Here is a 13557-nt window from a genome sequence, read left to right as displayed (position 1 = left end):
CACATGATCGAGCCGAACCACCGCACACACCGCTACGTGCTGCACCCAGACACCCACTGGAACAACGTGAGCGATTTCGCTAAAACGCTCGGTTGGCCATTGGTACACGAGACTCCAAGGAACCAGGCAGAGGCAACCGACGGCCAGATGATCTGGCAGTCACCATGGGGAACCTCCTTGCATTACATCGTGGATGCGACATCCGGGATCGGCTATATCACGCTGGCGGGACCGGACAAGGAAACGGTGGCACCGTTCACCGCTCAGGCACACAGGGCATTGACACCTTGGGAGCTCGAAGAGCTCTACCAGCGGATTGACAATGAGGGCGACCCGATCGAACGCGGAAAACTGACGTTGAGGATCGGGTTGGCGGCACCGCCGGAGCCGACCCCTGGCTGTCTCATGCGTATCCGGAGTTCGCTCACGGACGAGGATCCGCGGATCCGGCTCGCCGGACTGTGGGCAGCCTCGTACGCCGGCTACCAGGAGCTCGTCCCCGTGGTCCGCGACATCGCTCAGGGCGACACGGAGACCTGGCTCCGTGCCCGCGCCGCAAGCATCGTTGCTGCTTTCGAGGAAGCAGGTAGCGCTCAATGACCCGCTACGCCGACATACCCAAGCCCATCCGCTCCGGCATCGTCATCGTCGACCCCGAGCGCGGCACCCCGCAGAGCATCATCGTGCTGCAGTTCAACCCCGACACCCTCGAACGCTCCGTCTCGCCCCAGTCGGTCGGCGGCAGTGGGGATTCCGGCGGCGGCGGGAGCGGAAGCGGGGACAGGAACGAGGCCCTGCGGCTCAAGGGGCCCGCGCAGGAGACGTGGAAGTTTACCGCCGAGATCGACGCCACCGATCAGTTCGAGGTCGCCGCGCCCGACGGGATTCATCCTCAGCTCGCCGTGCTGGAGATGCTCGTGCAGCCCACGACCGCGCAGCTCCGGGCTGCCTCGCGGCTCGCGCAGAACGGGACCATCGAGATCAGTCCGATCGAGACGCCGCTCACCCTCTTCACCTGGGGCAGCAAGCGGGTGATGCCCGTGCGGCTGACCGAGTTGTCCGTCAACGAGTCGGCGTTCGATGTGAATCTCAATCCGATTCGGGCGAGCCTCAGTATCGGGCTCAAGGTGCTCACCGTCAGCGATCTGCCCGCCGGGCATCGCGGGGCCGAGTTGTATCTGGCGCATCTCGCGCAGAAGGAGCGTCTCGCCGCCGCCGCTGTCGGTGGGCGGCTCGGGAGCCTCGGGCTGAGTGGTGGCGTGGGATTCAGCGCCGGGATCGGGAGGTAGACCGTCATGATCGAGCCGTACGAGAGTGCCCTCGACGCGATTCCCGGGGCCCATCCGTATCCCCGCGACAGTCGTTACCACGATGTCGAGATCGGGGTGCGTGTCCAGGCCGACGGGACCGAAGTGCGGTATGCCAAGCGGCGGTTGTTGCCGGCCCTGGACGCAGCGGAGGGCACGGTCGCGACCCACACCGTCAGCGGCGGTGAGCGGCCCGATCATCTCGGGCAGCGGTATTTCGGGGACCCCGGGCAGTGGTGGCAGATCGCCGACGCGAACCCCGTGCTCGATCCGCGTGAGCTGACCGCCGAGCCCGGTCGGCGCATCGACGTTCCGCTGCCGGGCGGGTTCGCCGGGGGTGGCCGTGGCTGACGAGCCGATCGGGAACGGGCCCGTACACCTGACCCTGCACATGGGGCCCCAGCTCACCCGGCCTGTGCCCGCCGAGGTGGGTGAGGCGTTGCTGTCCGCACAGATCACCACCACCGCCGGGGAGCGCAGCGGGTTCCAGATCGCGTTCGATCTGACCAAGACCGGGGTGATCAACCGGCGGCTGCTGCCCGAGGGGTTCTTCGATCCGCGGACCCGGGTGATCGTCACCGCGTCCGTCAAGGGGACGTCGACCGTGCTGCTCGACGGGCTGATCGTGCGGCAGGAGGTCGGGGCCAGCAATCAGCCGGGGCAGACCACCCTCACCGTCACGGGCGAGGACCTCACCCTGCTGATGGATCTGGAGGAGCGGACCGACCGGTATCCCAATCTCGCGCCGTCGCAGCGTGTCGAGCGGATCCTCGCCAAGTACGCGGGCTACGGCATCGATGCGCGCATCATCCGCGAGCAGGTGCGGCAACCGCCCCGCGAGCAGTGGCGCGTCGACTACCAGACCGGGACCGATCTCGGTTACGTGAACGACCTGGCCAAGGCCAACGGCTACACGTTCTATCTCGAACCCGGGCCACGCCCCGGGCGGTCCGTCGCGTTCTGGGGGCCCGAACAGCGGCTCGGGCAGCGGCAGCACGCCCTCAACGTCAACATGGACAACAACTCCACCGTCGACCAGCTCACGTTCGCGTACGACGGGACCGCCCGCGAGGAGCCGCAGGCGCGCGTCCAGGATCCGCGCACCCGCGACGTCACCCTGCTCGCCCAGCCCGACATCAGTCCGCTCCGCCCGCCGCTCGGCCGCCGCGCCACGCCCGCGCTCAAGCGCAGGACGCTCTCCGGCACGGCCAAGAAGGACCCGGGGCAGGCCGAGGCGGAGGCGCTGGCGCGCGCCGCGACGTCCGCCGATGCCATCTCCGGGTCGGGTTCGCTGGATGTGAACCGGCACGGCTACATCCTGCGCCCGCGCGAGCTGGTCGGGGTGCGCGGCGCCGGGGTGACGTACGACGGCGACTACTACGTCAAGTCCGTCACCCACAACCTCAGGCCCGGCTCGTACCAGCAGAACTTCACGCTCTCCCGCGAGGGCCTCATCGCCAGGAGCACCACCGTCCGTCCGTGAGGACGCCAGGGACCAGACCAGGAGCTACTTCGTATGGCGGCACCGAACAACCGCTTCCTCGGCAAGTTCCGGGGCCGGGTGGTCGACAACAGGGATCCGCTGCGGATCGGCAGGGTCACGGCGCAGGTGCCGGACGTGCTCGGGGACGAGGCGTCCACCTGGGCCATGCCCTGCCTGCCGTTCACCGGGCGTCAGTCGGGTCAGTACGTGGTCCCGGAGATCGGGTCGGGTGTGTGGGTGGAGTTCGAGCAGGGGGATCCCAGTTTCCCTGTCTGGACCGGGAGTTGGTACGGGGACGTCTCGGAGTTGCCGCCGCTGGCCAGTGCCGAACTGCCCGGCTCGCAGCCCGTGGTGATCCAGACCCCCGGGCGCCACAAGCTGGTGATGTCGGACGTGCCCGGCGGCACGGGGATTCTGCTGGAGGCCAGGGGCGGCGCGTTCATCCGGATCGACGAGAAGGGCGTGACAGTCGGCAACGGGAGTGGCGCGACGATCGAGTTGATCGGTGACGAAGTGCGCATCAACGGTGGGCGGTTGACCGTGCCCAAGAAGCGATGACCACAGCAGCTATGAGCACAGCAGCGACGAGCACAGCAGCGATGTGCACAGCGACGGGGAGAGACATGTTGTCCGGGAATCTCATCAGCACCGGTTTCGCCATCAGTTGTCCACACGGCGGCCGGGTCACACCCGCCTCCGGCACCGCGTCCGGTGTACGGATCGACGGCCTGCCCGTGCCCGCGGCGACCGACACGTTCACCGTCACCGGCTGCCGGCACACCGTCGACCGCGTCCCGTACCCGTGCGTCACGGTCCGCTGGACGCCGGACCACGGCGACGACTGCGTACGGATCGACGGTTCGCCGGTGCTGCTGGACAGCACGTCCGCGCTCTGCTTCAGCGCCGCGCTCGTGCCACAGGGGCCGCCGGTCGTGACCCCGCTGTCCCGTCGGGGGGTGTGCGCGCGATGAGGAACGCCACCGTACGGAGCGACATCGCCCTTCCCTTCCGGATCGACCGCCGGGGTCGTACCGCGCACGCCGCCTACGACGACCATGTACGCGACCTCATCGAGCAGTTGCTCTTCACCAGTCCGGGAGAGCGCGTGATGCGCCCCGACTTCGGGTGCGGACTGCTCGATCTGGTCTTCACGCCCAACAGCCCCGAACTCGCCTCCGCGGTGGAGCTGTCCGTACAGGCATCGCTCCAGCGCTGGCTGGGGGAACTGATCGAGGTGGAGGCCCTGGACGTGATCAGCGAGGAGAACGTGGTGCGGGTGCGTCTGCGGTACGTGGTGCGCTCCACCGCGAGCCTGCGCGACGAGGTGTTCGAGGGGAGTGGTCCGGCATGAGCGGGCCCGGAGGCCAGGTGGAGTGCCGGGCGGACGGACGGCGCGCGAGGGTACGGGCCGCGCGGCTCGGCGGTGTGGACGCGGTCGAGGTCGGTGACGACGGGCTGACGCTCACCGTCACCTTTCTCGGGAAGGCTCCGCACGGGCTGTGCCCGGAGAACGTACGGATCGACGGCGGCCGGCGGATCACCGGCATCGAGGCCGTGGAGGTCTCCGTCGAGCGCGAGGAGGACCCGGAGCTCGACGACCGGCTGTTCGTCACACTCGACCGGACCGGGGACACCTCCCGCTACCGCTTCTCCCTCGTCGACACGGACCCGTACGGCAGGCCGGGCACCGAGCCGTTCCCCGGCTTCGACCAGCGGTATTTCTCCGCCGGATTCGACTTCCGGGCGGACTGCCCGACGCCCTTCGACTGCGTGGACGAGGCGGCGGACCGTCATCCCGGGGTGCCCGGCACCGACGCGCCGCCCGCCACCGCCGCGGCCCCCGTGATCGACTACGTGGCCCGCGACCACGACTCGATCCGCAGGGTGATCCTGGACCGGCTGGCGCTGACCACGCCCGGCTGGGTCGAGCGCAACGCCGCCGATCTCGGCACGACACTGGTCGAACTCCTCGCCCACACCGCTGATGTGATCGGTTACCAGCAGGACGCGGTGGCGACGGAGGCGTATCTCGACACGGCGCGGCGCCGGGTCTCGGTGCGCCGGCACGTGCGGCTCATCGACTATCCGATGCACGACGGGGTCAACGCACGCGCGTTCGTGACCGTCGAGACCGTGCGTCAACTGACCCTCGTTCCCGGTACGTTCCGCTTCGCCGCCGTCGACGTACGGCGCCTGGGCCCGCGCGACCGGCCCGAGACCGGCACCGTCCTGGACGACCGGGAGCTGGCCGTGCTGGAAGAGCGCGGGTCGGTGGAGATCTTCGAGCCGGTCGTCCCCGAGGACTCGCCGCCGAGCACCAGGCCCCTGGTGCTGCGGCCGGAACACAACACCATCCGCTTCTGGACCTGGGGCGGCGAGGTGTGTTCGCTGCCCCGTGGCACCGTCTCCGCCACACTGCGCGACGCGTGGACGGACGAGGAGTGCTCGGCCCGTGCGCTGGATCTGTCGCCCGGCGATCTGCTGCTGATCGAGGAGGTACGGGGAGCACGTACCGGTACGCCCGGTGACGCCGACCCGGCGCACCGGCAGGCCGTACGCCTCCTGTCCGTCACCCCCGCCGTGGACCGGCTGGCGGATCAGCCCGTGCTGGAGGTGGTCTGGGCGGCGCAGGACGCGCTCGCCTTCCCCATCCGTCTCTCCACGCGCGGCGGACCACGCTGCGAGCCGGTCGAGGACGTGAGCGTGGCACGCGGCAATGTCGTGCTCGTCGACCACGGCCGGTCGCTGGACTTCGGTCACCACGACGGTGGTGGAACGTGTGAGACGGTCGTCGTACCGCCCTCGCCGGCCGTCCTCGGGTCCTGCGCGCCCGCCGGTTTCGGCTGCGGGGACCAGGACCAGGGAAACGCACCGGCAGCCCTTGTGAACTTCCTTCTCGACCGGACGCGTTGCGGGCGTGCGCTCACCCCGCACCAGGTACGGGAGCTGTTCACCGTCGTCGGGGACGCGGCCACCGAACGCGTCGGCATCGGGCTGGAGCAGGCGGGCCGCAAACGGGAGAAGGTCGTCCCCGGCACCGCGTACGCGCAGGCCGAGGCGCTGGCGGCGCTGCTGGCCCAGACCACCTATCCGGGTATCGCGCCGCGCTTCCGGCCGGTGCTGCACCGCTCCCCCGTGGTGCAGTCCGTGCCGTTCCCCGAGCCCCGCCACGTCTCGGCGGGACAGGCCGACCGACTGGCGGCGATCCCCGGCCGAGTACGGCAGCGGCTCGTGGAGCTGTGGCGCGGCGCCCGCGACCACGACGGGCTGTCGGAGCCGGAAGTCCGGGAACTGACCGTGCTGTTCGGGCTACGGGTGCTGGAGCGCCACGAGCTGCGCCGCCATCCGGTGCGCGCGCTGCGGGAGTTGCTGCACCGCAGCGAGCGGCTGCTGGCCGCGAAGCTGCGCCGGATCGAGGTACTGAGCGCGCGGGCCCGCGCGGGCGCGGTGCTCGACGGCGCCATCGTCTGGGAGATCCAGCACAGTTGGGGACCGGAGTACGCGGCCGGGCTGCACAGGGCCGATCCGGTGCTGCACGGTCCCGCCGCCGCCCTCGTACAGGATCCGCGGGCCGCTCTGCCCGCCGTACGGGTGAAGGACGGCGACGCGTTCTGGGCTCCCCGCCGGGACCTGCTCGGCAGTGGGCCACGTGACCGGCACTTCGTGGGCGAACTGGAGGACGACGGGCGGATCGCGCTGCGCTTCGGCGACGGGCGGTACGGGGCGCGGCCACGTCCGGGTGCCCGGCTGGAGCCGCGCTACCGGCTCGGCGGCGGTACGGCGGGGAATGTCGGGGCCGAGGCCATCAGCCATCTCGTGCTGTGCCGTGATCCGGACGCGTCGGTGAGTTCCCACGGTGGCGAGGACCTGACGTCGGTGCGCGGGGTACGCAACCCGCTGCCCGCCGTCGGTGGCACTGATCCCGAACCCATTGACCAGGTACGCCAGTTGGCCCCGCTCGATTTGAAGCGCTCGCGGCTGCGCGCGGTCACCGCCGAGGATTACGCGGCGCTGGCGACGTCTCTGCCCGGGGTGCAGCGGGCGGCGGCGGAGATCCGCTGGACCGGGAGCGTGCGGGAGGCGCATGTCGCCGTCGACGCCCTGGGGTCCGGTGAGCCCTCCGCCGAACTGCTCGACTCCGTGTCGTACGCGCTGGAGAGCTACCGCCGGATCGGCCACGACCTGGTGGTGGGGCCCGCCCGTACCGTACCGCTGGACGTCGGCCTCACCGTGTGTGCCGCGCCCGGCCATCAGCACGGACAGATCCTGGCCGAGCTGTACCGGCTGCTGGGCAGCCGATGGCTGCCGGGCGGCGGACTCGGCTTCTTCCACCCCGACGCGCTGACCTTCGGCGAACCGGTCCGGCTGAGCAGGCTGGTGGCCGTGGCGGCGGGCGTACAGGGCGTGGAGAGCGTTCAAGTGACCCGGCTACGCAGGCTGTTCCACGGAGATCCCGTCGATGACACCGCACTGGAGGACGGCGTGCTGCGGCTCGGACCGCTGGAGATCGCGCGTTGCGACAACGACCCGGACCGGCCCGAGAACGGCCGGCTGTCGATCGAGCTGGGCGGAGGTGCCCGATGAACGGCATCCCCGGAAACGGCGACGGAACCGGCGATGGGTGCGGCTGCGGCTGCGGCTGCGCGGGACACGACGAGCGGTACGCGCCCGAACCGCTGTACAACCCGCCGGGCCGCGCGGCGCTGAACTACCGTGTCGGAACGTACGGTTCGTTCCTCGCGGCCATGCTCGACCGGCTGGCCTCCCCGGCCTACCCGGCGCTGCGCGGGCTGACCGTCCGCACGCCCGACGACCCGGCGATCGGTCTGCTGGACGCCTCGGCGGTCGTCGGTGACCTGCTGACGTTCCACAGCGAGCGCGTGGCCGACGAAGGGTATCTGCGCACGGCGAACGAACACCGCTCACTGGCGCTGCTCGGACGGCTGGTCGGGCACCGGCCCCGCCCTGGCATCGCCGCCGACACCCACCTCGCGTACACACTGGACCGCGATCCGCGCGCCGAGGACCTGCCGGTGCTTATTCCCCGTGGGGCGCGCGCCAACAGTGTGCCGGCCGCCGACGGGGAGGAGTCGCAGGCGTTCGAGACCAGTACGGACCTCACCGCGCGCGCCGCCTGGAACGAGCTGGCGGTACGGCGCCGCCGGCCGGCCCTGCTCACCCCCGACGATCTGCGCGAGCGGTCCGAGATCCAGGTCTCGGGGGCCGACACCACGCTCCGGACCGGCGACAGACTCCTGTTCGTCTTCGGTACGACGGCGGGAGCGACGGGCTCTTCCGAGGGGCAGGGGCAGCGGCTGTTGCTGCCGGTCGCCCGCGTCCGGATCGACCGCGAGGAGGACGTGACGGCGATCGGGCTGCCGCAGTCCCCGCCGCCGTCGCTCACCGAACTGGTCGCGGAGCTGCGCGAGTGGATCACCGAGGACGACCGGGAGACGGAGGAGGGCGACCCGACCCCGGAGAACCCCAACCCACGCCCGGTCAGCATGCTCATCTCGGTCTTCGACGACCAGGTGCTGGCGCCGCTGCGCACGGACCTGCCCGGGATCACCACTCCGGCGCAGCTCGTACGGCGTCTCGCGGACCCGCACGAGCGCATGGCCGAGGCGGCGGCCCTGGCCGCGCCCTACGAAGACGTGGCGGCCTGGTTCGAACAGTTGGCCGCGGTAGTGGGTGAACTGGCCGCGCGGGCGGCCGATCTGGAGACCTCCCGGACCGAACAGCCCGAACGGCCCGACCAATCCGGCCAACCCGAACCGACGGGCCGGCCCGTACCGCGTCACCAGCCCCTCCGGCCCGGGGCCCCCGGTGCCACGACCGGGGCCGCCCTGCGGGCGCTCGGCGCCGTACTCCCCGCGCTGCGCACCCGCGCCGCGAAGCCGCCGTCCGCGAGCCGCACCACGGCGCCCGGCCCCGGGCACCTCCTCGCGCCCGGCTCCGACCTCGGCGCACGGCTGCTGGCCGCGCTCGATCCACGGGTGGCGGACGGCCTGTACACGGCGTGGCGGAGCGCCTCCCCGGCGGCCCCCGCCCCGGGCGCGGCCGTACCCCTGCTGCGTGAACTGCTGGCGATGCGGGTGACGGCCGCCCCCTTCGGGGCGACGGCGCCGCTCCAGCCTGTACAGGACGAGCGCGGCCGGGTCATCCGGCAGACGGACTGGCCGCTCACCGGGTCGGCGCTGACCACCGTGCGGATCGTGTTCGACACGGCGGGCAAGGTGCCGGTGCGGGCCGAGTTCCAGCACACGGAGCACGGTTCCTCCGTGCAGACGTCGGAGAACCTGCCCGCCGAGAAGACCTTCGGCCTCGGCCCCGGTCAGGTGTCCCTGAGCAGCCGGCCCGGGCGGGGCACCGGTGACAGCGCGGACGGCGGCGACCGTGCCGAGCCGGAACAACCGGGTGTGGCCGTCGAGTTGCTGCCCGCCCTCCCCGAGCGGACCCTCTTCGTCTCCCTCCCCGGGGACGACGGACGCGTCCGGGTCACCGTCCGGAACGGCGAGCCGGTGGAGTGGGTACTGGCCCCCGGTGAGCGGCGGCAAGTCGCACACGACGGATATGAGTTGACCGTCCGCTACGCGTCCGGCAGTGAGCCCGCGAACGTCGAGGTCGGCATCGCGACCGTCCCCGAGCAGCACCGTCGCCACATCCTGCCGCTCGATTCCGCGCAGGACGGCATCGCGGTCGGGAGCTGGGTCGCGATCGAGCGTCCCCGCAAGGGCGCCCCGGGCCCCGACGGGATCCCCGGCGACCCGGCGCTCGCGTTCGTGACGACCAGGGTCACCGCCGTACGCACCGCCGTGTACACCGACTACGGCATCACCGGCCGGGGCACCGAGCTGACCCTCGCGGAGCCGTGGCTCGACGCGCACGACGTGCTGCTCTCCACCATCCGCGACACCGTCGTGCACGCGGGCGGCGAGCCGCTGCGCCCGGCCGATGAGCCGCTGGGCGCGGACGTGGGCGGCAACGAGCTGGAACTCGCCGTCCTCTACGACGGGTTGACCGCCGGCCGCCATCTCGTCGTGTCCGGGGAGCGCACCGACATCCCCGGTACGGCCGGGGTGCGGGGCACCGAACTGGCGGTGATCGCGGCGGTGGAGCAGCGCCTCGACCCGCTGCTGCCCGGCGACCATGTCCACACGACGCTGACGCTCACGGCCGGCCTGTCACACCGCTACCGGCGTGACACGGTGCGCGTGCGGGGCAACGTGGTCCCGGCGACGCGCGGCGAGAGCCGCGACGAGCCCCTCGGCAACGGCGACGCGGGCCGGATCCACCAGACGTTCACACTCTGGCAGTCACCGCTGACCTGGCTGCCCGCCGACAACCCGCTGGGCGCCGTCCCGACCTTGGAGGTGCGCGTCGACGGGCTGCTCTGGCACGAGGTGGACAGCCTGGCCGGACACGGGCCGCGGGACCGGGTGTACGTGTCGGGGACGGACGCGGACGGGCGCCCTGCGGTGACCTTCGGCGACGGGGTGTTCGGCGCGCGGCTGCCCACCGGGCACGAGAACGTACGGGCCCGCTACCGCTTCGGCACCGGTCGCGCCGCCAATGTCCCCGCGCACCGCGTCACCCAGGCGATCACCCGGCCGCTGGGGATCACCGGCGTGACCAATCCGCTGGCCGCGACGGGTGGCGCGGACGGTGACGGCCCCGGCCTGACCCGGCGCACGATCCCGCTCGCGGTCTCCGCGCTCGACCGTCTCGTCTCCCTCAAGGACTACGAGGACTTCGCCCGCTCACGGGCGGGCATCGGCCGGGCGGTGGCCCGCGAGATCTTCGACGGCCGGCGCCGGGTGCTGCACCTGACGGTCGCGGGGACCGACGACATCGCGATCGCCGACGACTCCGAGGTGCTGCGCGCGCTGCGTCGCTCGCTCGTACGGTACGGCGACGCGCGCCTTCCGGTCCGGGTCGACGTGCGCGAACTGGTGCTGGTGCTGCTCGCGGCACGGGTGAAGGTGGCACCCGACCACACCTGGACCGTGGTCGAGCCCCGGCTGCGGCAGGCGCTGCTGTACGGGTTCGGCAGCGGGCGGCGGGAGTTGGGCCGTCCCGTCCAGCTCTCCGGCATCCTGGCGACCGCGCACCGGGTGCCCGGCGTGGACCATGTCGACGTCGATGTCCTCACCGGCGTACCGGCATCGGTCACCGTCGACGGACTGGCCGGTCTCGCGGGCGAGTTGACCCGCCCGCGCGCCTCGGTCCCGGCCCGGCTCGCCACGTACGACGTGGACACCCACCGGGTCACCGCGACGGACGGCGAGACACTCACCCTGATCGCCGCGCGGTACGGCCTGGCACTGGCCGAACTGCTGCGCCTGAACCCGGACATCACCGACACCCGGCGGCTGGCGAAGGGGCGGGTGGTGGTGGTCTTCCGGGGCATCAGGCCGGCGCAGCTCGCCGTACTCACGCCGGAGGTCACGGACACACTGATTCTGACGGAGGTCACCGCATGAGCAGGGAACCGGACGGGCTCGCGGAGCTGCTTCCGCAGTGGCACCGGCTGCGCGACGCCGAGGACGGTGAGCCGCTGCGCGCCCTGCTCGCGGTGATCGCCGAACAGGTGGACCGGGTACGGGACGGGGTGGAGCAGGGGTACGAGGACTGGTTCGTGGAGACGGCGGCGCCGTGGGTGCTGCCGTACCTCGGCGACCTGGTCGGTTACACCGCCCTGCCGGGGTTCGAGCGCGTCCAGGCGCGGGGACTGGGCGCCGAAGGCGCCGAAGGCGCGGGCGGGGCGGAGGCGGCGGACTCCCGCGGGCGCCTCGCGGAGGCCCTGGCGCCGCGCCGCGATGTCGCCGCGACGGTCGCCAACAGGCGGCGCAAGGGCACCCTCGCCCTGCTGGAGGAGCTGGCCGAGGGGGTGGCCGGCTGGCCGTCGCGGTCCGTGGAGCTCTCCCGGCTCGTCTCGCACCACCAGCCCGTCAAGCTGTACGGAGCCGCGACCGACGCCACCCGGGCCCGGCGCCTGGAGCGCGGCCGGCTCGCGGACGTACGGGACGGCGCCGCGCTGGATCTGGCGGGCGGCCCGTTCGGCGCGGTGGCGCGGACGGCGGAGGTACGGCGAGCGGGCTCGGCGCGCCGCGCGGGCGGCAACTCCCCTTCCGGGGTAGGGCTGTTCGTGTGGCGGCTGAAGCCGCACCAGGTGACCGGGGCGCCCGCGTACTGTGTCGACCGGGCCCGCAACCTCTACACGTTCTCGATCCTCGGCAACGACACCCCGCTGGTGACCAAGCCGGTGCCCGAGCCGTCGCCCACCCATGTCGCGACGATCGACCACGTCCCCGCGTACATCCGCCGCAGGCAGCTCGCGGACCGGCTCGCGGACTACTACGGCCCCGGAAAGAGCTTCACGATCCGGCGCGACGGCGGACAGGAGCCGGTGCCGCTGTCGGACCTCGTCGTCGCGGACCTGACCGACTGGCGCTACCGCCCCGCGCGCGGGCAGGTGGCCGTCGACCCGGTGCTCGGCCGGCTCGCGTTCGGGGTGCGTTCGGCGCCACGTCAGGGCGTCTGGGTCAGCTATCACACCGCGTTCTCCGACGACACGGGCGGCGGTGAGTACCCGCGCGAGCGCGAGACACCGGTCACGGCGACGGTCTACCAGGTCGGGCCCGGCCGTCCGTACCAGCGGATCATGGACGCGTACGGCGCGTGGCGCGACGACCGGCGGGGCGGGCGCCGCGGCCCCGACGGCATCATCGAGATCACGCACAGCGGCGCGTACCAGGAGCAGTTGGACTTCGAGCTGGATCCGGGCGACCGACTGGAGGTACGGGCTGCGGAGGGCGCGCGGCCGGTGATCCGGCTGCTGGACTGGTACAGCAACCGGCCCGACGCGCTCAACATCCGTGCCAGGGAGGGCGGTAAGGACGGGAACGGTCACGGAGGCGGGAGCGGGGGCGGCCCGGACGGCGACACCCCGCCCACGAGTGCCGACGCGGCCACAGGCACGGGCACGGGGCGGCCGGCGGCGCCGCGGATCGTGCTGGACGGCCTGCTGATCACCGGACGAGGTCTCCATGTCTCCGGGCCCGTCGGCACACTCGTCCTGCGGCACTGCACGCTCGTACCCGGCTGGTCGCTGGAGCCGCACTGCGCGCCGCACTCCCCCGAGGAACCGAGCCTGGTCCTGGACCGCACCACCGCGTGCGTGGCGATCGAGCGGTGTGTCCTGGGCACCATCGAGGTGATCGGTGACGAGGTACGGCACGACCCGCTGCCGATCCACATCCGCGACAGCGTCCTCGACGCCACCGGTCACGACCGGGCCGCCCTGTCCGCGCCGGACTGCCGCCACGCCCACGCCGTACTGCACGCGCACCGCACCACGGTGATCGGCGAGATCCACACGCACGCGGTGGAGACCGCCGAGAACAGCATCTTCACGGGGGTGGTCCGGGTGGCCCGGCGGGGCGTCGGCTGCATGCGGTTCTCGTACGTGCCGCCCGGCTCGCGCACCCCGCGGCGCCACCGCTGCCAGCCGGATCTGGTGGGCCGGGAGAACGCACCGCTCGTACGGCCGCTGTTCACGAGCGAACGGTACGGGACACCCGCGTACGGGCAGCTCGCGGACGGCTGCGCCGAGGAGATCGGGCGGGGCGCGGACGACGGCTCCGAGATGGGCGCCTTCCACGACCTCTACCAGCCGCAGCGCCTGGACAGCCTGCGGGCCCGGCTCGCCGAGTACACCCCGGCGGGCACGGACGCCGGGATCATCCGAGTCACCTGACCGCGCTC

General features: G+C 72.2%; 10 protein-coding genes. All 10 read left to right on the top strand.

Features of this window, described 5'->3' with window-relative positions; all coding sequences use genetic code 11:
* Positions 1 to 3 precede the first annotated feature (3 nt).
* The 10 genes from ACFXPL_RS23595 (at position 4) to ACFXPL_RS23550 (ending at position 13549) form a co-directional block, all read left to right on the top strand.
* Positions 4 to 600, top strand: coding sequence for a HEAT repeat domain-containing protein (locus ACFXPL_RS23595; RefSeq protein WP_384922881.1), 597 nt, complete (start codon positions 4 to 6; stop codon positions 598 to 600).
* Complete coding sequence (locus ACFXPL_RS23590; protein ID WP_384922878.1) at positions 597 to 1289, top strand: hypothetical protein; 693 nt, start codon at positions 597 to 599, stop codon at positions 1287 to 1289. Before ACFXPL_RS23595 ends, ACFXPL_RS23590 begins: the two co-directional genes overlap by 4 nt.
* Positions 1290 to 1295: 6 nt before the next feature.
* Entirely contained in the window at positions 1296 to 1658 is a 363-nt protein-coding gene (locus ACFXPL_RS23585; protein WP_384922876.1) for a hypothetical protein, read from the top strand.
* Complete coding sequence (locus ACFXPL_RS23580) at positions 1651 to 2790, top strand: hypothetical protein (RefSeq protein ID WP_384922873.1); 1140 nt, start codon at positions 1651 to 1653, stop codon at positions 2788 to 2790. The genes ACFXPL_RS23585 and ACFXPL_RS23580 overlap by 8 nt, the downstream gene beginning before the upstream one ends.
* 33 nt (positions 2791 to 2823) lie before the next feature.
* Entirely contained in the window at positions 2824 to 3348 is a 525-nt protein-coding gene (locus tag ACFXPL_RS23575) for a phage baseplate assembly protein V (RefSeq protein ID WP_384922870.1), read from the top strand.
* Between the two features lie 65 nt (positions 3349 to 3413).
* The gene (locus tag ACFXPL_RS23570) at positions 3414 to 3761 is read left to right on the top strand and encodes a hypothetical protein (RefSeq protein WP_384922867.1); all 348 of its coding nucleotides are present in this window, start codon (positions 3414 to 3416) and stop codon (positions 3759 to 3761) included.
* A complete protein-coding gene (locus tag ACFXPL_RS23565) occupies positions 3758 to 4141 on the top strand; it encodes a GPW/gp25 family protein (protein WP_384922865.1) in 384 nt (127 codons plus the stop codon). The genes ACFXPL_RS23570 and ACFXPL_RS23565 overlap by 4 nt, the downstream gene beginning before the upstream one ends.
* Complete coding sequence (locus ACFXPL_RS23560; RefSeq protein ID WP_384922862.1) at positions 4138 to 7374, top strand: putative baseplate assembly protein; 3237 nt, start codon at positions 4138 to 4140, stop codon at positions 7372 to 7374. Before ACFXPL_RS23565 ends, ACFXPL_RS23560 begins: the two co-directional genes overlap by 4 nt.
* On the top strand, positions 7371 to 11273 hold the full coding sequence (locus ACFXPL_RS23555) for a putative baseplate assembly protein (protein ID WP_384922859.1): 3903 nt from the start codon (positions 7371 to 7373) through the stop codon (positions 11271 to 11273). The genes ACFXPL_RS23560 and ACFXPL_RS23555 overlap by 4 nt, the downstream gene beginning before the upstream one ends.
* Positions 11270 to 13549 carry a hypothetical protein gene (locus ACFXPL_RS23550; RefSeq protein WP_384922856.1) on the top strand — a complete coding sequence of 760 codons (2280 nt, stop codon included), beginning with the start codon at positions 11270 to 11272 and terminating at the stop codon, positions 13547 to 13549. The genes ACFXPL_RS23555 and ACFXPL_RS23550 overlap by 4 nt, the downstream gene beginning before the upstream one ends.
* The last annotated feature ends 8 nt before the right edge of the window (positions 13550 to 13557 follow it).

Origin of the sequence: Streptomyces sp. NPDC059092 (assembly GCF_042756365.1) — a bacterium.
GTDB lineage: Bacteria > Actinomycetota > Actinomycetes > Streptomycetales > Streptomycetaceae > Streptomyces.
This window is presented reverse-complemented; position numbering and strand designations above follow the sequence as displayed.

Coding starts and splice junctions, on each gene's coding strand:
- ACFXPL_RS23595 (WP_384922881.1), top strand. CDS start 4: ATGATCGAGCCGAACCACCGCACACACCGCTACGTGCTGCACCCAGAC.
- ACFXPL_RS23590 (WP_384922878.1), top strand. CDS start 597: ATGACCCGCTACGCCGACATACCCAAGCCCATCCGCTCCGGCATCGTC.
- ACFXPL_RS23585 (WP_384922876.1), top strand. CDS start 1,296: ATGATCGAGCCGTACGAGAGTGCCCTCGACGCGATTCCCGGGGCCCAT.
- ACFXPL_RS23575 (WP_384922870.1), top strand. CDS start 2,824: ATGGCGGCACCGAACAACCGCTTCCTCGGCAAGTTCCGGGGCCGGGTG.
- ACFXPL_RS23570 (WP_384922867.1), top strand. CDS start 3,414: ATGTTGTCCGGGAATCTCATCAGCACCGGTTTCGCCATCAGTTGTCCA.
- ACFXPL_RS23565 (WP_384922865.1), top strand. CDS start 3,758: ATGAGGAACGCCACCGTACGGAGCGACATCGCCCTTCCCTTCCGGATC.
- ACFXPL_RS23560 (WP_384922862.1), top strand. CDS start 4,138: ATGAGCGGGCCCGGAGGCCAGGTGGAGTGCCGGGCGGACGGACGGCGC.
- ACFXPL_RS23555 (WP_384922859.1), top strand. CDS start 7,371: ATGAACGGCATCCCCGGAAACGGCGACGGAACCGGCGATGGGTGCGGC.
- ACFXPL_RS23550 (WP_384922856.1), top strand. CDS start 11,270: ATGAGCAGGGAACCGGACGGGCTCGCGGAGCTGCTTCCGCAGTGGCAC.